At 68.9% G+C, this 17,825-nt stretch carries 17 protein-coding genes; 3 read left to right on the top strand and 14 right to left on the bottom strand.

Features of this window, described 5'->3' with window-relative positions; translation table 11 throughout:
- Positions 1–555 precede the first annotated feature (555 nt).
- Positions 556–789: a DUF3073 domain-containing protein gene (locus ACZYZ5_RS20600; RefSeq protein WP_282381218.1), complete on the top strand. Its 234-nt coding sequence runs from the start codon at positions 556–558 to the stop codon at positions 787–789.
- A 122-nt stretch (positions 790–911) separates the two neighbouring features.
- Positions 912–1,694: a VOC family protein gene (locus ACZYZ5_RS20595; RefSeq protein WP_463904225.1), complete on the top strand. Its 783-nt coding sequence runs from the start codon at positions 912–914 to the stop codon at positions 1,692–1,694.
- A 93-nt stretch (positions 1,695–1,787) separates the two neighbouring features.
- On the opposite strand, the gene purM is transcribed toward ACZYZ5_RS20595, so the two are convergent.
- The 3 genes from purM to ACZYZ5_RS20580 form a co-directional block, all read right to left on the bottom strand.
- Positions 1,788–2,960, bottom strand: coding sequence for a phosphoribosylformylglycinamidine cyclo-ligase (gene purM, locus ACZYZ5_RS20590; protein ID WP_463904224.1), 1,173 nt, complete (start codon positions 2,958–2,960; stop codon positions 1,788–1,790).
- Positions 2,957–4,642 carry an amidophosphoribosyltransferase gene (gene purF, locus ACZYZ5_RS20585; RefSeq protein WP_463904222.1) on the bottom strand — a complete coding sequence of 562 codons (1,686 nt, stop codon included), beginning with the start codon at positions 4,640–4,642 and terminating at the stop codon, positions 2,957–2,959. The genes purM and purF overlap by 4 nt, the downstream gene beginning before the upstream one ends.
- Positions 4,643–4,708: 66 nt before the next feature.
- A complete protein-coding gene (locus ACZYZ5_RS20580; RefSeq protein WP_463904221.1) occupies positions 4,709–5,053 on the bottom strand; it encodes a hypothetical protein in 345 nt (114 codons plus the stop codon).
- A 101-nt stretch (positions 5,054–5,154) separates the two neighbouring features.
- Here ACZYZ5_RS20580 and ACZYZ5_RS20575 point away from each other — a divergent pair, with 101 nt between their 5' ends.
- Positions 5,155–6,003: a class I SAM-dependent methyltransferase gene (locus ACZYZ5_RS20575; RefSeq protein ID WP_463904220.1), complete on the top strand. Its 849-nt coding sequence runs from the start codon at positions 5,155–5,157 to the stop codon at positions 6,001–6,003.
- 84 nt (positions 6,004–6,087) lie between these two features.
- Here the strand turns inward: ACZYZ5_RS20575 and bcp are convergent, their stop codons facing one another.
- The 11 genes from bcp to aceB all read right to left on the bottom strand — a co-directional run bounded on the left by bcp (position 6,088) and on the right by aceB (position 17,789).
- Entirely contained in the window at positions 6,088–6,567 is a 480-nt protein-coding gene (bcp, locus tag ACZYZ5_RS20570; protein WP_463904218.1) for a thioredoxin-dependent thiol peroxidase, read from the bottom strand.
- 69 nt (positions 6,568–6,636) lie between these two features.
- On the bottom strand, positions 6,637–7,293 hold the full coding sequence (locus tag ACZYZ5_RS20565; RefSeq protein WP_463904217.1) for a winged helix-turn-helix domain-containing protein: 657 nt from the start codon (positions 7,291–7,293) through the stop codon (positions 6,637–6,639).
- Between the two features lie 8 nt (positions 7,294–7,301).
- Positions 7,302–8,645, bottom strand: a complete 1,344-nt coding sequence (gene allB, locus ACZYZ5_RS20560) for an allantoinase AllB (protein WP_463904216.1) — start codon at positions 8,643–8,645, stop codon at positions 7,302–7,304.
- On the bottom strand, positions 8,638–9,822 hold the full coding sequence (locus ACZYZ5_RS20555) for a glycerate kinase (RefSeq protein ID WP_463904214.1): 1,185 nt from the start codon (positions 9,820–9,822) through the stop codon (positions 8,638–8,640). The genes allB and ACZYZ5_RS20555 overlap by 8 nt, the downstream gene beginning before the upstream one ends.
- A 3-nt stretch (positions 9,823–9,825) precedes the next feature.
- Positions 9,826–11,616 carry a glyoxylate carboligase gene (gcl, locus tag ACZYZ5_RS20550; RefSeq protein WP_463904213.1) on the bottom strand — a complete coding sequence of 597 codons (1,791 nt, stop codon included), beginning with the start codon at positions 11,614–11,616 and terminating at the stop codon, positions 9,826–9,828.
- A 165-nt stretch (positions 11,617–11,781) separates the two neighbouring features.
- A complete protein-coding gene (locus tag ACZYZ5_RS20545; RefSeq protein WP_463904211.1) occupies positions 11,782–12,660 on the bottom strand; it encodes a 2-hydroxy-3-oxopropionate reductase in 879 nt (292 codons plus the stop codon).
- A 52-nt stretch (positions 12,661–12,712) separates the two neighbouring features.
- Complete coding sequence (locus tag ACZYZ5_RS20540) at positions 12,713–13,513, bottom strand: hydroxypyruvate isomerase family protein (protein ID WP_463904210.1); 801 nt, start codon at positions 13,511–13,513, stop codon at positions 12,713–12,715.
- A 252-nt stretch (positions 13,514–13,765) separates the two neighbouring features.
- Positions 13,766–13,927 (bottom strand): hypothetical protein, encoded by a 162-nt coding sequence (locus ACZYZ5_RS20535; RefSeq protein ID WP_463904208.1) that lies wholly within the window; start codon positions 13,925–13,927, stop codon positions 13,766–13,768.
- A gap of 108 nt (positions 13,928–14,035) precedes the next feature.
- Complete coding sequence (locus ACZYZ5_RS20530; RefSeq protein WP_463904207.1) at positions 14,036–14,851, bottom strand: bifunctional allantoicase/(S)-ureidoglycine aminohydrolase; 816 nt, start codon at positions 14,849–14,851, stop codon at positions 14,036–14,038.
- Positions 14,852–14,876: 25 nt separating this feature from the next.
- Entirely contained in the window at positions 14,877–16,187 is a 1,311-nt protein-coding gene (locus ACZYZ5_RS20525) for a DUF6986 family protein (RefSeq protein WP_463904206.1), read from the bottom strand.
- Positions 16,188–16,190: 3 nt separating this feature from the next.
- Entirely contained in the window at positions 16,191–17,789 is a 1,599-nt protein-coding gene (gene aceB, locus ACZYZ5_RS20520) for a malate synthase A (protein WP_463904205.1), read from the bottom strand.
- Positions 17,790–17,825 lie beyond the last annotated feature (36 nt).

Raw genomic sequence — 17,825 nt, 5'->3', positions numbered from 1 at the left:
GGCCGGAGCGCGGCTGCCCGGCGTCGGGGCCGTTGACCGGCGGTGCGGAGGGGCGGGCGGGCGGCGGCGTGGGCGTGGGCGGAGTGGCCGGCGGAGCAGGCGGCGGGGTCGCTGGCGGCACAACCTGCATTGCGGATGTGGGCGGCGCAGACGGTTTCGGGGGCACGGCAGGCGGCGCGGCAAGCACGGACCGCGCGCCGGGTCCGCCGGCCGGTGGAACCCCAGGCATGCCGGCGTTGCCGGGCCTTTCGTTCTCTTCGGTCACTGAGAATTCACCACTTCCGTGCATCTTTGCCGCGGCGGGACGCCCGGCGGTGGGACCCGTTTCCGGACGTCCACTACGGAACTCTATCGAAGATGCCGGGCGGACTGCATGCCGCCGGGCCGCCGTCCGGGGCTGCGGTCTGCCCGCCTCCGCCCGGAGCAGCTGTCCCGGGGAGCAGTTACTGCTGAAAGCATGTAATCTAGGTGTACGACAAATTGACCAAACATTCCGGGGCCTCACTAACGCCAATGGTGACCACCTCCGGTCCGAGTACAAAAGGGGGTCACGCCATGGGGCGCGGCCGTCAAAAGGCAAAAGCTACCAAGCAGGCTCGGGACATTAAGTACTATTCCCCGAACACTGACTACACAGCTCTTCAGCGTGAGCTCAAGAGCTCTGAGGTCCGGGCACCGAGTCGTTTCTCGAGTGAGCCTGTCGAGCCGGATTATTCGGCCTATGTGGACAAGTACGCGGACGATGTGGAAGAGGACGACGACGAGGTTGATTCCCGTCGGATAGGTTAGTCGAAACTTCTTTCCGGCATGCACCTCCGCTAGCGGATTGCCGACCACATGATTTCAGGCCCGCCGGCCACTCCCAGCAACGGGAGTGGACGGCGGGTTTTCTGCTACCCGAAAGGACCGCCATGACCACTCGCACGGGCTTCACCGAGGGGGAAGTCTGCTGGACGGACCTCCAGACCAGCGACGTCGCGGCGGCCAAGGCGTTCTATGCCGCGGTCTTCGGCTGGCGCTTTGAGGACCTCCCCACCCCGGACGGGCGCAGCTACGCCCAGGCATTCCTGGGCGAGGACCTGGTCACCGTGATCGCACCGCAGAATCCACAGCAGCAGGCCGCCGGAGCGCCGGGCCAGTGGAACGTCTACTTCGCGTCCTCCGACGCCCGGGAGCTCGCCGACGGTCTGGTCCACGCCGGCGGAACCCTGGAGTTTGGCCCGGAGGAGGTGGGCGGCACCGGCGTGATGGTCTTCTTCGCCCCGCCCGGCGGCGGCACCACCGGCGCCTGGCAGGCCGGCAGCCACTTCGGCACGGTCCGCAGCGGAGAACCCGGCGCCCTGGCCTGGGCCGAACTGCTCACGCCCGAGCCGCAGTCCGCCGTCGGATTCTTCCAGCAGCTGTTCGGCCAGGACGTGACCGAGTACCCGCAGGACGACGGCGGCAAGTACAGCACGCTGGTGGTCAACGGTGCGGAAGTGGCCGGCATCGCCGCGGTCCCGGCGGATGCCGAGGGCACGCTCAAGCCGGGGTGGCAGGTGTACTTCGGGGTGTCCAGCGTCGCGGGGGCCGTCGCGGCGGCCGAGGCTGCCGGCGGCACCGTCCTGATCGCACCGGACGAGGCCGAGGAAGCCGGCACTATCGCCACCCTCGAGGACCCGCAGGGCGGCGTGTTCAGCGTCCTGGAGGTCTGAGCCGCCTTAACCACAACGAGTGCTCCGCAACTGCCGTTTTGAACGTGCTAAACGGCGGTTATGGAGCACTCGATGAGGGTTTAGATGGGGGGGTTAGGCGTAGGCGTTGACCAGCCGGACCGCGCCGCCGTCGACGCCCTTGGCGCCCTGGACGTAGTCCGGTCCGGACTTGATGATGGAGTCTGAGTTTTCCTCCACGGTGCCCATGACCCAGGCCGGCAGCCCGCGCTCGTTCAGCCGGTTTACGGCGGCGTCGGCGGCCTCGGGGGAGACGATCGCGACCATGCCCACGCCGAGGTTCAGGGTGCGCTCCAGGTCGGCCAGCGGGACGTTGCCCAGCTCGGCGACAAGCCGGAAGATGGCCGGAAGCTGCCAGGTGGCGCGGTCCACGGTGGCCAGCAGGCCCTGCGGCAGGACACGGGCCAGGTTGGCGGCGAGGCCGCCGCCGGTCACGTGGCTGAAGCCGTGCACGGCCCGGCCGGCTACGGAGCCGTTTACCGGGAAGGTGCGGGCCAGGTCCAGGCAGTCGGCGGCGTAGACGCGGGTCGGTTCCAGGAGTTCCTCGCCGAGGGTGCGGCTGAATTCGGAGACGTGGCGGTCCAGGGCCCAGCCGGCGTGATTGATGACGCGGCGGACCAGGGAGTAGCCGTTGGAGTGCAGCCCGGAGGAGGCCATGCCGATCACGACGTCGCCGGCGCGGACGCGGTCCGGGCCCAGCAGGTCGGCGGCTTCGACGACACCGGTGGCGGCACCGGCGACGTCGTACTCGTGCTCGCCCAGCAGGCCCGGGTGCTCGGCGGTTTCGCCGCCCACCAGGGCGGTGCCGGCGACGGAGCAGGCGGCCGCGATGCCGCGGACGATGTCCGCGATGCGTTCCGGGACCACCTTGCCGCAGGCGATGTAGTCGGTCATGTACAGCGGCTCGGCGCCGACCACGACGATGTCATCGACCACCATGCCGACAAGGTCGAAACCGATGGTGTCGTGGATGTCCATGGCCTGGGCGATGGCGACCTTGGTGCCGACGCCGTCGGTGGAGGTGGCCAGCAGCGGGCGCTTGTAGGTGAGCAGCCGCGAGACGTCGTACAGGCCGGCGAAGCCGCCGACGCCGCCGATCACGGAGGAGTTGTGGGTCGCCTTGATGGCGCCCTTCATCAGTTCGACGGCGCGGTCGCCCGCTTCGACGTCGACGCCGGCGGAGGCGTAGGTGATGCCGACGGCGTTCTGGGCAGCGTTCATGTCAGCGGCCGGGGAGGCGGGAGTCATACGGGCTCTTTCTTGTCGGCAGCAATGTTTCGATCGATGCGATCGTCATCGGTGAGCAGTTGTTCGAATTCGGCGTCCGGACCCGGATCGCAGCCGGTGGCGCCGGCTTTCTCGGCCGGATCGTCGTCGGCGCTGATACCGGCAGCCGCTTCGGCGGCGGATTCCGACGCTGCTGCGCCGAGGGCGGCATCCCCGGCAGCGGCGGGGATGCCGCCAAGGTCGGTGCGTTCGAGCAGGTTCTTGCCCAGCTTGTCGGCGCCCGGGAGCGCGATCGGGTACTGGCCGGTGAAGCAGGCGGTGCACAGGCGTTCGCGCGGCTGCTGCGTGGCGCCGATCATGCCGTCTTCGGAAATGTAGGCCAGGGAATCGGCGCCGATGGCCTGGGTGATCTCTTCGACGGTGGCGCCGTTGGCAATCAGTTCCGCCCGGGAGGCGAAGTCGATGCCGTAGAAGCACGGCCACTTCACCGGCGGGGAGGAAATCTTGATGTGGACGCTGGCGGCGCCGGCTTCCCGGAGCATCCGGACGATCGCGCGCTGCGTGTTGCCGCGGACGATCGAGTCATCCACCACCACTACCCGCTTGCCGCGAATCACGGATTCCAGCGCGTTGAGCTTGAGGCGGATGCCCAGCTGGCGCAGCGTCTGCGAGGGCTGGATGAAGGTGCGGCCAACGTAGGAGTTCTTGACGAAGCCGTGCGCGAACGGGATGCCGGATTCCTCGGCGTAGCCCACCGCCGCGGGGGTGCCGGATTCCGGGACGGGGATGACAATGTCCGCTTCCTGGGTGTTTTCGCGGGCCAGCTGGCGGCCCATTTCGACGCGGGATTCGTACACCGATCGGCCCGCAATGGAGGCGTCCGGGCGGGCGAGATAGACGTATTCGAAAACGCAGCCGGCCGGTGTCGCCTCGGCAAAGCGCTCCGAGCGGACGCCGTCCTCGTCGATCGCGATGAACTCGCCGGGCTCGATTTCGCGGATGAAGCTGGCGCCGACGGTGGCGAGGGCGGACTGCTCGGAGGCAACGACCCAGCCGCGTTCCAGCCGGCCCAGGCAGAGCGGGCGGATCCCGTAGGTGTCGCGGGCCGCGTAGAGGGTGCCTTCGTCCATGAAGACAAAGCAGAAGCCGCCCTTGATCTTGGGCAGCAGTTCGATTGCGGTCTGTTCCAGGGTCTTGCCCTCTTCGCCCTCGAGGAGCGCGGTAACCAGGGCCGTGTCCGAGGTGTTGCCCTGCTTCATTTCGCCGCTGAGCTGGCCGCCGTTGCGGTCCTCGATCATGGCGTTGAGCTCGGCGGTGTTGGTGAGGTTGCCGTTGTGGGCCAGGGCCACAGTACCGGTGGCGGTGGCGCCCAGGGTGGGCTGTGCGTTGGCCCAATGGCTGGCGCCGGTCGTGGAATAGCGGCAGTGGCCGACGGCCAGGTGCCCGGTCAGGGTGTTGAGCGTGGTCTCGTCGAAGACCTGGGAGACGAGTCCCATGTCCTTGTAGACGTTGATCCGTTTGCCGTCGCTGGTTGCTATGCCAGCCGACTCCTGACCGCGGTGCTGTAGTGCATACAGCCCGTAATAGGTGAGTTTTGCAACCTCTTCGCCGGGAGCCCAGACCCCAAAGACGCCGCAAGCGTCCTGAGGGCCTTTTTCGCCAGGGAGGAGATCATGAGAAAGTTTTCCATCGCCGCGTGCCACTGGTCGATTATCTCACGTTGTGCGCTGGGTCTTTCCCGGCGGCCGGTTTATGACCTGCGGCCCCGCTCAGGCTCCCGGCTGATCCCCGGTATCGGGTGCGGAATCGGGAACGGATTCGACGACGGCGCGCTTGGCCCTGCGGACGCTCAGGCGGTCCAGGATGAGCGCCGCGACGCCGCCGAGGATGACGCCGCCGGCGCCGCACAGGATCATAAAGAAACCGAAGACGGCGCCGGCGTCGTAGGCCTCATCACCCGGGAGTCCGTAGGCGAGGAAGGCGGCCACGGCGAAGCCCAGAAGCCCGCCCAGGACCAGGAACGGCACGTACTTCGGCGCCCGGCGCACGGTGACGTCGCGCCGTTCGGGGACGTGCTGCTCGCCTGCGGTGCCGGGGTTTTCGGGGGTAGACATGCCGTTAAGCCTACTGCCCCGGCAGCCATTGCTCCGGCCGGGGCGGCGGGGGCACACTAGGGTGTGGGGGAGGGTGCGGTCCGAGCGTAAGGAGTCGCACTATGTCAGTCACAGCGGACAGCATTCGTGACCAGCAGCGCACCATCTGGGACGAATTCGCGGCAGGCTGGCAGAAATGGGACGCCGAACTGCTTGGCTGGCACGGCCCGTTCGGCGACGCCCTAATTGAGGAGGCGCGGCTGCAGCCGGGTGCCTCGGTGCTGGACGTTGCGTCGGGGACGGGGGAGCCCGGGCTCACGGCGGCGGCCCTGGTCCCGGACAGCCAGGTGGTCCTGGCCGACATTTCAGCCGGGATGCTCAAAGTGGCCGAGCGCAAAGCGCTGGCCCGGGGCCTTCAAAACGTGCGTTTCGAGGTCTGCGATGCCGCCGACCTGCCGTTCGAAGGCGAATCCTTCGACACCGTGTTTTGCCGCTTCGGATTCATGTTCTTCCCCGCGGTATCGCCCGCGCTCCGGGAGATGGTCCGGACGGCCAGGCCCGGGGCGCGGATAACGGCTGCTGTGTGGGGCCGGGCCGCGGAAAACCCGTGGGCCAGCCTGATCCTAGGCACGCTGGCCCACCACACGGAACTCCCCCCGCCGCCCCCGGGGACACCGGGGTTGTTCCGGTATTCCGCGGCAGGGCTGATGTCGCGCATGTTCCGCGAGGCCGGCCTGGTCGACGTGAGCGAACGGAAAGTCAGCACGGACCTGGTGCACGAATCCCCGGAGCGCTACTGGGAGTTCATGACCGACATTGCGACCACCGTGGCGATGGGACTGGCCAGGTCGGACGCGGGATCCCGGGAGCTGATACGCTCCGACGTCTTCCAGCTGCTGGGCCGCTACGAGCACAACGGCGCCATCCGGCTCCGCTCCTCGGCCACCATCGTGGCGGGGACGCGGGCCTAGCCGGTTTCCGCGGCGCTTTCGGACGGGCGCGCCGCGGATCCGGGGTGCGCCCGTCCGAAAGCACGCCGCGCAATCCCAGGGTGCCTAGAGGCCCAGCTCTTCCTTCAGCGCCGCGACGTGGCCCTGCGCCTTGACCTGGTACTGCGCCTTCATCACTTTGCCCTCGGGGTCCAGGACCACGGTGGAGCGGACGATCCCTTCGGTGACCTCGCCGTTGACCAGCTTCTCGCCCCAGGCGCCGTAAGCCAGGGCCACGGCGTGGTCCTCGTCGGCGAGCAGCGGGAAGGTCAGGGCGAAGTCGCCGGTGAAGTGCGCCAGCGACTCCGGCGCGTCGGGGGAGATGCCCAGCACTTCATAGCCGGAACCCTGCAGGGATGCCAGGTTGTCGCGGAAATCGCAGGCCTCGGTGGTGCAGCCCGGGGTGGCGGCCTTCGGGTAGAAGTACACGATGACGTTCTTGCCGCGGTAGTCGGCCAGTGCGACCTTCTGTCCCGCGGCGTCCGGAAGCGTGAAGTCCGGGGCGGGGGTTCCGGGCTGGAGTTTGATGGTCAGCTGGGGGCTCATGGGGTTCCTTCGGGGTCTGTGAGGGGTTCGTCTTCGGATCTAGCGTTCTGCCAATGCACAACCACGGCTTCAGATGCTGTATTCCGCCGGCCCGCGCACCTTGGTGTGGGGTCCGGGCACAAACCGGTAGCCGCCGCCGCGGACCGTGGCGATCGCGTGCCGCCCGCCGCGCAGCTTGCGCCGCACCCGGCCCACGTACACATCGATGGACCGGGACGCCGCCGCGGGGGAATCGAACGATTCGAGGAACAGCCGCAGCTCTTCCCGGCTCACGGTGTGGGAGCAGTTCTCCACAAGATACCGCAGCAGTTTGAACTCGACGCCGGTCAGCGGCACCCGGTGACCGTCCAGCCGCACCTCGCTCGCGGCAAGGTCCACGGACACCAGGCTGCCGGGCCCGGACGACGGCGGCAGGCGGGGGGCGCCGCCGTCGTCCTCCTGCGGGGAGTCCTCCGCAGGAGACGGCGACGGCACCGGGGTTCCGCCGTCGGCGGTGGTAGCCGCCCCGGGGACGGGCCAGAGCTGGACGTCCGCCTCCGGGGCAATCTTCAGGGCGTGCGCCAGCAGCAGTTGCGCGGCCCGCGCCATTCCGGCGTCATCTAGGTCCCGGCCTTCGCCCGGCGTTACCCAGACGGCCAGGCCGTGCGCCCGGAGCCGCGGCCCGGAAGCCGAACGCGACTCCGTGCGCGTAGGTATGCCTCTTGGCGAATGGGCTTCGGTTGCCATGGAAACCGTCAGACTCCGCCGCGGCGCAGTAGCTGTCCGCTGGGCGTGCGGCTGTCGATTTCCTGGCCGCGAAGGAAGGTCCTGCGGACCACGCCGGACAGTGCCTTGCCGTCGTACGGGGTGATGGGGTTCTTGTGCTTGAGCTTGGAAACGTCCACCACGAAGGCCTCGTCGGGCGCGAAGATGGAGAAATCGGCGTCGTACCCCAGAGCCAGCTGGCCCTTGGTGGTCAACCTCGCCAGTTCTGCGGGTTTCCGGGCCATCCAGGACACCACCTGTTCCAGCGGGATGCCGCGGTGCCGGGCCTCCGTCCAGATCAGGGACAGGCCCAGTTGCAGCGAGGAGACCCCACCCCAGGCCACGGCGAAGTCGCCGTTTTCCAGGTCCTTCAAGTCAAGCGTCGAAGGGGAGTGGTCGGAGACGATGCAGTCGATGGTGCCGTCCTGCAGGCCCCTCCACAGCAGTTCCCGGTTGGAGGCCTCACGGATCGGCGGGCAGCACTTGTACGCGGTGGCCCCGTTGGGGATTTCCTCGGCCGTCAGCGTGAGGTAGTGCGGGCAGGTCTCCGCCGTGAGATGGACGCCGTCGCGCTTGGCGCTGGCGATCATGGGGAGGGCGTCCGAGGAGGACAGGTGCAGGATGTGGGCGCGGGCGCCGGTCCAGCGGGCGCGTTCAATCACCTCGGCGATGGCCTTGTTCTCCGCGCCGCGGGGCCGGGACGCGAGGAACGTCGCGTACTGGTCACCGCCTGGGTGCGGGGCACGGTCGATCGCGTGGGAGTCCTCGGCATGGACGATCATCAGCGAATCGAAGGACTTGAGCTCGGCCAGATCCTCTTCCAGCTCCTCGGCGTTCAGGTGCGGGAACTCGTCCACGCCGGAGTGAAGCAGGAAGCACTTGAAGCCGAAGACGCCCTCGTCGTGCAGAGGGCGGAGGTCCGCCTTGTTGCCCGGAACCGCGCCGCCCCAGAACCCGACGTCAACGAACGCCTGGTCCTCGGCCACCTCGCGCTTGAGCTTGAGGCCGTCCACCGTGGTGGTAGGCGGGATGCTGTTGAGCGGCATGTCGATGATGGTGGTCACGCCGCCTGCCGCCGCTGCCCGGGTGGCGGAGGCAAAGCCCTCCCACTCGGTGCGGCCCGGCTCGTTGACGTGGACGTGCGTGTCCACGAGGCCCGGAAGCAGTGTTTCGTCCTCCGCGAGCTCAATGACTGCGGCGCCGGACAGCCCGTTGCCGAGCGGCTCTATCGCAACGATCTTGCCGCCGCGCACTCCCACTTCGCGCGGCGCGATTCCCGCCGTCGTCAGGACGCGCTGCCCCCGGATGACGAGGTCGAAGGTTTCTTCAGACATTCAGGCTCTCCTTGCTCGTGGCCGTGCGGCCGGCGGCCGGCGCCGCCAGCTGCAGGCCGATATTCCGTCCGAGGCGTTCCAGCAGTGCCGCCGCCTCCGCTATACATGTGTCTACATCGCTTTCGAGCTCCGTCAAAGCATGGACTTCGTGGAACCCGGAAGCCGCGAGCTGTTCAGGGCCCAGGGTGGTGCGTCCGCAGACGGCGATGACCGGAATGCCGGCCCGCGCCGCCGCCCGCGCCACGCCCAGTGGGGTTTTGCCCAGCAGGCTTTGTTCGTCCAGGCTGCCTTCGCCGGTGATCACCAGATCGGCACCGGCCAGGCGCGTTTCCAGTTCAGTGAACTCGAGGACGACGTCGATGCCCGGCCGGCGTACGGCCGCCAGGGCCGCGATCGCGGCGTAGCCCGCCCCGCCGGCCGCCCCGGCGCCCGGAGCCTGTGCGGCCTTGACCGCCCGGGGCCCGAGTTCCCGCGCCAGCACCTCGACAAAATGCGCCAGCGCGGCGTCGAGTGCTCTCACGTCCGCCGGGCTGGCGCCCTTCTGCGGTCCGAAGACCGCGGCGGCACCCTCGGCGCCGAGCAGCGGGTTGTCGACGTCGCTGGCCAGCACAAAGCGTGTGTCGTCCAGCCGCGGATCGAAGCCGGTGAAATCGATCCGGTCCAGCCGGGCGAGGGCGGCGCCGCCGGGCGGCAGCTCGCGGCCGGCACGGTCGAGGAACCGGGCGCCGAGGCCCTGCAGGACGCCGGCGCCGCCGTCGGTGTTCGCGCTGCCGCCCACGCCGAGGATGATCTGCCGGCAGCCCGCAGCCAGGGCCGCGCGGACCAGCTCTCCGGTGCCCAGGCTCGTGGCGCGCGTGGCGGTGGCCGAGTCCGGGCCGCTGCCGGGCAGGACCGCCAGCCCGGACGCGGCCGCCATTTCGATGACCGCCTCCCTGCCGCGGACCGCGAAGTCGGCGGTCAGCAGTTCCCCGGTGGGTCCGGTCACGACGGCGCTGCGGCGGGAGAAGCCGGAGCCGACGGCGGCATCCAGGGTGCCTTCGCCGCCGTCGGCCACCGGAATCAGGAGAACGTCCAGGGTGGAGCCTGCGGCCGCCTGCAGTCCCGCCGCCAGCTGCCGGGCGACATCCGGTGCGGAGAGCGAGCCCTTGAACTTGTCCGGTGCTATGACAACGCGCATGTCCTACGCCTGCAGGGCCAGGATGGCGGTGGGGGCGTCCTCGCGGGTTTCGGCCAGCGCCTCGAATTCGTTCACGGCGTTGATTTCGGTGCCCATGGAGATGTTGGTGAGCTTCTCCAGGATCACTTCCACGACGACGGGAACCCGGAACTCGCCCATCAGGGCCCGGGCCTTGTCGAAGGCGGACGCCAGGTCGCTGGGGTCCTCCACCCGGATGGCTTTGCAGCCCAGGCCCTCGGCCACCTTGACGTGGTCCACGCCGTAGCCGCTGGCGGTCGCCGAGAGATCCGTGGAGTTGATGTTCTCGAACGCCAGGGACACGTTTTGCTCCATGTTGAACCCGCGCTGGGACTGGCGGATCAGGCCCAGGTAGGAGTTGTTGACCACCACGTGGATGTAGGGGAGGTTGAACTGCGCGCCGACGGCCAGTTCCTCGATCATGAACTGGAAATCGTAGTCACCGGACAGGGCGACGACGGTCTCCTCCGGCTTGCCGCGCACCACGCCGAGGGCGGCCGGGGCGGTCCAGCCCAGGGGGCCGGCCTGGCCGGCGTTGATCCACTTGCGCGGCCCGAACACGTGCAGCATCTGCGCGCCGGCGATCTGGGACAGGCCGATGGTGGAGACGTACGTCGTGTCCTTGCCGAATGCCTTGTTCATCTCCTCGTACACGCGCTGCGGCTTGATGGGGATGGTCTCGAAGTGTGTCTTGCGGTGCAGGGTGGCCTTGCGCTCCGCGCATTCGGCGGCCCAGCCGGAATAGTCCGGGAGGGTGCCCGCAGCCTGGCGTTCGCGGGCCAGCCCGATCAGTCCCGTCAGGGCCGCGCCTGCGTCGGAGGCGATGCCCAGGTCCGGGGAAAACACGCGGCCGATCTGGGTGGGTTCGATGTCGATGTGCACGAACGTCCGGCCGGCCGTGTAGGTGTCCAGCCCGCCGGTGTGGCGGTTGGCCCAGCGGTTGCCGATGCCGATGACGAAGTCGGAGGCCAGCATGGTCTCGTTGCCGTAGCGGTGGCTGGTCTGCAGGCCCACCATTCCGGCCATCAGCGGGTGGTCGTCGGCGATGGCACCCCAGCCCATCAGAGTGGGGATGACCGGAACGCCGAGCAGTTCGGCCAGTTCCACCAGTTCCGCGGACGCGCCGGCGTTGATGACACCGCCGCCGGCCACGATCAGCGGGTGCTGCGCTGCCGTGAGCAGGTCCAGGGCCTTTTCCAGCTGCCGGCGGCTGGCCCGCGGCTTCTCAACGGCCAGGGGCTCGTAGGCGTCGATGTCGAACTCGATTTCGGCCAGCTGCACGTCGATGGGCAGGTCCAGCAGCACCGGACCCGGGCGGCCGGAGCGCATCAGCTGGAAGGCCTTCTGGAAGGCGCCGGGAACCTGGCCCGGTTCCCGGACGGTCATGGCCATCTTGGTGACCGGCTTGGCGATGGACTCGATGTCCACGGCCTGGAAGTCCTCCTTGTGCAGTTTGGCCACCGGGGCCTGTCCGGTGATGCAGAGCATGGGGATGGAATCGGCCCAGGCCGCGTACAGCCCGGTGATCATGTCCGTGCCGGCCGGCCCGGAGGTGCCGATGCAGATGCCGATGTTGCCGTCCTTGGCCCGGCTGTAACCATCGGCCATGTGGCTGGCGCCTTCAACGTGGCGGGCCAGGGTGTGGCGGATCCCGCCGTGGTTCCGCATGGCGGAGTAGAACGGGTTGATCGCCGCGCCTGGCAGGCCGAACGCCTCGGTGGCGCCCTCCTTTTCCAGGATGGCGACGGCAGCGTCTACGGTGCGCATCTTAGTCATGGTGTACTCCTTGGAAGTCTGTTTTGGGTGTGCTGAAGGAAGCCCCGGCGAACCGTCGTGGGGCACTTTGGGGGAGCCGCCGTCGTAATTCACGACGGCGGCCGGCGTGTCCGTGTCGAAGTGCCCCCGGAAGGGCGGTCGGGAAGGGAGCTTGGCCGTGCCGGGCTAGTGGCGGCCGCTGAGCTGCAGGACCTGCTTGAAGAGTCCGGAGTGGTCAAGTCCGCCGTCGCCCTGGTTGACGCTGGCGGCGACGAGCTGTGCGACGACGGCGCCCAGGGGTACGGCGACGTTGGCTTCGCGGGCGGCCGAGGTGACGATGCCCAGGTCCTTGTGGTGCAGGGCCAGCCGGAAGCCGGGGTCGAAATTGCGGTCGAGCATCTTCTGGCCCTTCTGGTCCAGGACCTTGGAGCCGGCCAGGCCCCCGCCGAGGACCTTGAGCGCCGCGTCCGTGTCAACGCCGTAGGCCTCGAGGAAGGCGATGGCCTCGGCCAGGACCTCGATATTGACGGCGACGATCAGCTGGTTGGCTGCCTTGACGGTCTGGCCGGAGCCGGACGGGCCGACGTGGACGATGGTTTTGCCCACTGCGGTGAGGACATCCTGGGCGGCCTCGAAATCTGCCGCTTCGCCGCCCACCATGATCGACAGCGCGGCGTCGATGGCGCCCTGTTCGCCGCCGGACACCGGGGCGTCCAGGGCGCGGATGCCGGCGGCTGTGGCGTCGCCGGCGAGGCGCTTGGCGACGTCCGGGCGGATGCTGCTGGCATCGATCCACAGCGTGCCCGGCCTGGCGTGGGCGAACACCCCGTCGGGGCCGCTGACGACGCCCTCGACATCGGGGGAGTCCGGCACCATGGTGAGAATGACGTCGGCGTCCTTCACGGCGTCGGCGATGCTGGTGGCACCCCGGCCGCCTTCGGAGACCAGCTTGTCGATCTTGTCCTGGCTGCGGTTGAAGCCGGTGACGGTGTGGCCGGCGTTGGCCAGGTTGATGGCCATGGGCAGGCCCATGATTCCGAGTCCGATGACTGCAACGTTGCTCATGATGGTTCCTTTACTGAAGTCTGTTGGTGGTGCGTGGTGGTGCGGGTGGGGACTAGCGGGCGACGCGCTGGCGGATGGCCCAGGCGAAGGCGGTTTCCGCCGGTTCCTTGTACTCGAGGCCGATGTAGCCCTCATAGCCGAGTTGGCGGCTGCGGGCGATCCATTCGCCGAGGGGAAGCTCGCCGGTTCCGGGAGCCCCGCGGCCGGGGTTGTCGGCGATCTGGATGTGGCCGAAGTCCTTGGCGTGCTTTTCGATGACGGCGGCGACGTCGTCCCCGTTGACCGAGAGGTGGTAAAAATCGGCGAGGAGCCTGATGTTCTCCGCGCCGGATTCCTGCTTCACGCGGGCGATGACCCGGAGGGCGTCCTCGGCGGTGAGGAGCGGGTACCGTGGGGCGCCGCTGACCGGTTCGAGCAACACGGCGCCGCCGATGCCGGCGACGCCAGCGGCCGCGGCCGCGAGGTTCTCGACCGCCAGGTCGTCCTGGGCCTCCGGCGTTTGCCCGTCCTGCCGGTTGCCGTAGAGAGCGTTGAAGGACGTGCAGCCGAGCCGTCCGCCGATGCCGGCCACCACGTCGATGTTGTCCTTGAACTCGGCGCTGCGGCCCGTCCAGGACACGAGGCCGCGGTCGCCGCCCGGCATGTCGCCGGCGTTGAAGTTGAGGCCGGTGAGCTTGACCCCGGCCTCGGTGATGGCCCGCTCGAAGCGGGTGACCTCGGCGTCGGCGGGCACCGACGTCGCGAAGGGCCACCAGAACTCGACTGCGTCAAAGCCGGCGGCCTTGGCCGCGGCGGGCCGCTCGAGGAGGGGCAGTTCGGTCAGCAGGATGGAGCAGTTCACGGTGTACGTCATGGTGTGTTCTTTCCGGTGCGGGCGGGAGCTGAAGGAGTGGCTTCCTTGCTACTATCAACTTCCACTTTGTGGAATAAAGATTCTGCTTTATGAAAAGTGTAGGGAAAGTGGGGCGGGTGCGTCAAGGGGTAATAAGAAGCAGGCCCGGCTGCCGGGTCTTCAGGCGGTCCGGGTCGTTTGCGGGCACAGCCTGAGGGCGCGCCTCAGGGCCCGGGACATCAGGGCCCGGGGGATTTCAGGGTGGGGGCTTCGCTACCCCTTCGTGGGGTCTTTCCTGGCGGCCAGGCCCACCAGCGCGCCGACGGCCACGCCGATCAGCAGCCCTGTGAACGGCTTGTCGACGGTGGCCACGCCGATGGCGAAGCCGAGGGCCGCGCCCAAGAGCATTCCGATCCACAGGGATTCATACTTCACAGGTTCAGGCTAGCAAGCGCCGCAAGCCCCCGGCGGCCTTCGAGGCCGGGGCCCTAATGAGGAAGGCCCGCCCCGTCAGGCGGGGCGGGCCCGGTGCTTCGGCCGTGCCTAGGTGAGGCGGATCTGCCGGTTGACATCCTTGTAGAGCAGGTAGCGGAACGGGCCCGGCCCGCCGGCGTAGCAGGCCTGCGGGCAGAAGGCGCGCAGCCACAAGAAGTCGCCGGCCTCGACCTCCACCCAGTCGTCGTTGAGCCGGTAGACGGCTTTGCCCTCGAGGACAAAGAGGCCGTGTTCCATCACGTGGGTTTCGGCGAACGGGATGGAGCCGCCGGGCTGGAACGTGACGATGTTGACATGCATGTCGTGGGCCAGGTCGTCCGGCTCCACGAAACGGGTGGTCGCCCAGGCGCCGTTGGTGTCCGGCATGGGCCGCGGCTCGACGTCCTGGTCTCGGGTCACGAAAGACTTCGCGGTGAAGCCGTCCAGCGGCTCATAGGCCTTGCGGATCCACTGGAAACTGGCAGCGTCCGATGCGCCATCGTTGGAGACCTTCCAGTCCGAACCCGCGGCAAGATAGGCGTAGCCGCCGGACTCCAGATGGTGGATCTCGCCGTCGAGCGTCAGCGTCAGTTCGCCCTTGGTCAGGAAGATGACGCCTTCGACGCCGGCCTCCGCCTCGGGCTTGTGGCTGCCGCCGCCGGGCGCCACTTCCACGATCAGCTGCGAGAAGGTCGTGGCGAAGCCGGCGATGGGCCGGGCGATGATCCAGGCGCGGGTCTTGGTCCAGCCGGGGAGGTTGGACGTGACGATGTCGCGCAGCACCCCTTTGGGGATGACCGTGTAGGCCTCTTTGACGACGGCGCGGTCGGTGAGGAGCTGGTTCTGCGGCGGCAGGCCGCCTTCGGGGGAAAAGTAGTTGCTCATGGGGTCGCTCCTGTTGAGAAGGGGGTCAGTGGTTGTGGGTGGCTGCCGGCTGTGCCAGCCGGGGGTGGGCCAGGACGGTCAGCTGGGGCAGTCCCATGCCGGTCAGCCCGAGGACTTCCTCGGCGCTGGCGGCACCGCACTGGATGCCGCGCAACACGAAGGCCGCGAGGGCCCTGGCCGTGGCGGGCTCGTCCATAACGCCGCCCCCGGTGCGCTCCACATAGTTGCGAAGCCGCGCGGCGGCGGCGGGAAGACCCTGCCGGTAGAACGCGTAGGTGGCGGCGAAGCGGCTCGGCAGCTGGGCGGGGTGGAGGTCCCAGCCCTGGTAGTAGCCGCGTTCCAGCGAGCGGCGGACCAGCCGGCCGTGGAGCCGCCAGGCGTCCTCCACCCCGTCGCCGACGGGGATGACGTTGGTGGACCCGTCGGAGAGCCGGATGCCGGTACCGGCGACGGCCAGCTGCATGACCTCTTTGGCGAAGTCCGCCACCGGGTGTTCCATCGACTGGTATTCCGCCGAGATCTGCAGCGAGGCCGAGTAGTCGTAGGTGCCGTAGTGCAGGGCGCTGATCCGGCCGGGGACGGCGTGCGGCATCTGCGCCACGGGGGAGGTGCCGTCCGGGCCCAGGATCAGCTGCGGCGTTTCCACCTGGACTTCGAACCGCAGCCGGCCGGCCGGCAGCGAGTGGGCTTCCTCCAGCCGGGACACGGCGTAGTCCATTGCCTGCACCTGGGCCACGGTGGTGACCTTGGGCAGGGTGAGGATGAGGCCGTCCGGGAGCTCGCCGGCGGCGGCCAGGCCGGAAACGAACAGGTCCAGGGTGCGCAGCCCGCGGGCGCGGGTGGGCGCCTCGAAGCATTTGAACCGGATCCCAATGAACGGCGGGGCGCTGCCGTCCGCCACCGCGGCGGCCACGGCGGCGGCGGCAGCGACGGCGTCGGCGTCCTCGGCGTCGTCACCGCGGTCCCCGTAACCGTCCTCGAAGTCCAGCCTGAGGTCTTCGATCGGTTCGCTGCCGAGCTTCGCGGCCACGCGGGTTGCGACGGCGGCGGTCAGTTCGGGGTCCTGGCCGAGCAGGGTTCCGAGCCGCTCCAGCCCGCCGTGGGCGTCGGCCGCGGCCAGCGCCTGGGCGCCCCAGGCGGCGGCGAACCCGGGTGTGAAGCGGTCGGCCGGGATGTAGACGGTGTGGACCGGCTGGCGGGTGCCGTCGTCGCCCGGGTAGTTCCGTTCCAGCAGCTCATCCGTCGCCGCCAGCAGGGCATCGATCCGGCCCAGGTCGGCGCCGGAGAGGGCGCCGGAGGCCGGTCCGGAGGGCGTCCCCGAGGGAGATAGGGCCATGGCTCAGCCCACCAGTTCGTAGGCCGGTGTGGTGAGGAAGTCCGTGTAGTCCTCGGAGAGGCAGATGTCGCCGATGAGCTTGCTGGCGGGCAGGTAGTGCTTCGCGAAGGCGGCCTCGCCCACCTCGCCGCGGAGCTTCTCGGTTTCCTCGGCCAGGATCCCGGACACCAGCTCGCGGGTCACGGTCCGGCCGGTGTCGGCGAGGACCACCTGGTTGCGGATCTGCTGCCAGACCTGCGAGCGGGAGATTTCTGCCGTCGCGGCGTCCTCCATCAGGTTGTGGATGGCGACGGCGCCGTTGCCCGAGATCCAGACCGCGGTGTAGGCGACGGCGACGTAGAGGTTCAGGTGCATGCCCGCTTCGGTGACCGTGCCGTCCGCGGAGGCGATGTCCAGCAGCTGGTCCGCGGTGACCGAAACTTCCGGGCGCTGTTTGTCCAGCTGGTTCGGCCGTTCGCCCAGGACGGCGTCGAAGACGTCGCGGCAGACCGGGACCAGGTCCGGGTGCGCCACCCAGGAGCCGTCAAAGCCGTCGTTCGCCTCGCGGGTTTTGTCCGCCCGCACCTTCTCGAAGGCCTGGGCCGTCACCTCGGGCTCGCGGCGGTTGGGGATGACCGCCGCCATGCCGCCCATCGCGAAGGCGCCGCGGTGGTGACAGGTCTTGACCAACAGTTCGGTGTAGGCGCGCATGAACGGCGCGGTCATGACCACGGTGGCGCGGTCCGGCAGCACAAAGCGCGAGCCGGCGTCGCGGAAGTACTTGATGATGCTGAACAGGTAGTCCCAGCGCCCGGCGTTCAGGCCGGAGGCGTGGTCGCGGAGTTCGTAGAGGATCTCGTCCATCTCGAAGGCCGCCGGGATGGTCTCGATCAGGACGGTGGCGCGCACGGTGCCCTGCGGAATGCCGAGGTAGTCCTGCGCAAAGACGAAGATCTCGTTCCAGAGGCGGGCCTCGAGGTGGCTCTCCATTTTGGGCAGGTAGTAGTAGGGCCCCTGCCCGTTCTCCAGCAGCTGCCTGGCGGTGTGGAAGAAGTGCAGGCCGAAGTCCACCAGGGCGCCCACGGTATGCTCGCCGCCGATCAGCAGATGGCGCTCGCTCATGTGCCATCCGCGCGGGCGGGCCACGACGACGGCCAGCGGGGCATCGGTCCGCAGCTTGTATTCCTTCCCTTCCGGGGAGGTGTACGCCAGGGTGCCCGCCGCGGCGTCGCGAAGGTTCAGGATCGATTCGATCACATTGGACCAGGTGGGGGTGCTGGCGTCCTCGAGGTCGGCGAGCCAGACCTTGGCGCCGGAGTTCAGGGCATTGATGGCCATCTTGGCCGGCGCGGCGGGGCCGGTCATTTCCACCCGGCGGTCCTGCAGGGCGGCCGGGGCGGCGGCAACGGTCCAGTCGCCCTCGCGGATGTCGCTGGTCTCCGGCAGGAAATCGAGCCGGCCGGTGCGGGCCACCTCCTCGCGTTTGACCGCGCGGGCCTTGAGCAGATCCCCGCGGGTGGCGGCGAACCGCTGGTGCAGTTCCTCAATGAAGGCCAGGGCCTCGGGCGTGAGGATCTCCTCCGCACGGTCAACGGGGCGCTGGGCTGAAATGGTGAGAGCCATTGTGGTCCTTCCTGTTCGGTGAATCAGGGCTGCAAA

Source organism: Pseudarthrobacter ribosi (assembly GCF_055412865.1).
This window is presented reverse-complemented; position numbering and strand designations above follow the sequence as displayed.

Excerpts from the sequence above, each read along its gene's own strand:
- allB (WP_463904216.1), bottom strand. The coding sequence starts at position 8,645 with ATGTCTGAAGAAACCTTCGACCTCGTCATCCGGGGGCAGCGCGTCCTG.
- ACZYZ5_RS20540 (WP_463904210.1), bottom strand. The coding sequence starts at position 13,513 with ATGACGTACACCGTGAACTGCTCCATCCTGCTGACCGAACTGCCCCTC.
- ACZYZ5_RS20575 (WP_463904220.1), top strand. The coding sequence starts at position 5,155 with ATGTCAGTCACAGCGGACAGCATTCGTGACCAGCAGCGCACCATCTGG.
- ACZYZ5_RS20595 (WP_463904225.1), top strand. The coding sequence starts at position 912 with ATGACCACTCGCACGGGCTTCACCGAGGGGGAAGTCTGCTGGACGGAC.
- bcp (WP_463904218.1), bottom strand. The coding sequence starts at position 6,567 with ATGAGCCCCCAGCTGACCATCAAACTCCAGCCCGGAACCCCCGCCCCG.
- ACZYZ5_RS20525 (WP_463904206.1), bottom strand. The coding sequence starts at position 16,187 with ATGGCCCTATCTCCCTCGGGGACGCCCTCCGGACCGGCCTCCGGCGCC.
- gcl (WP_463904213.1), bottom strand. The coding sequence starts at position 11,616 with ATGACTAAGATGCGCACCGTAGACGCTGCCGTCGCCATCCTGGAAAAG.
- ACZYZ5_RS20600 (WP_282381218.1), top strand. The coding sequence starts at position 556 with ATGGGGCGCGGCCGTCAAAAGGCAAAAGCTACCAAGCAGGCTCGGGAC.
- purM (WP_463904224.1), bottom strand. The coding sequence starts at position 2,960 with ATGACTCCCGCCTCCCCGGCCGCTGACATGAACGCTGCCCAGAACGCC.
- aceB (WP_463904205.1), bottom strand. The coding sequence starts at position 17,789 with ATGGCTCTCACCATTTCAGCCCAGCGCCCCGTTGACCGTGCGGAGGAG.
- ACZYZ5_RS20580 (WP_463904221.1), bottom strand. The coding sequence starts at position 5,053 with ATGTCTACCCCCGAAAACCCCGGCACCGCAGGCGAGCAGCACGTCCCC.
- ACZYZ5_RS20545 (WP_463904211.1), bottom strand. The coding sequence starts at position 12,660 with ATGAGCAACGTTGCAGTCATCGGACTCGGAATCATGGGCCTGCCCATG.
- ACZYZ5_RS20565 (WP_463904217.1), bottom strand. The coding sequence starts at position 7,293 with ATGGCAACCGAAGCCCATTCGCCAAGAGGCATACCTACGCGCACGGAG.
- ACZYZ5_RS20530 (WP_463904207.1), bottom strand. The coding sequence starts at position 14,851 with ATGAGCAACTACTTTTCCCCCGAAGGCGGCCTGCCGCCGCAGAACCAG.
- ACZYZ5_RS20555 (WP_463904214.1), bottom strand. The coding sequence starts at position 9,822 with ATGCGCGTTGTCATAGCACCGGACAAGTTCAAGGGCTCGCTCTCCGCA.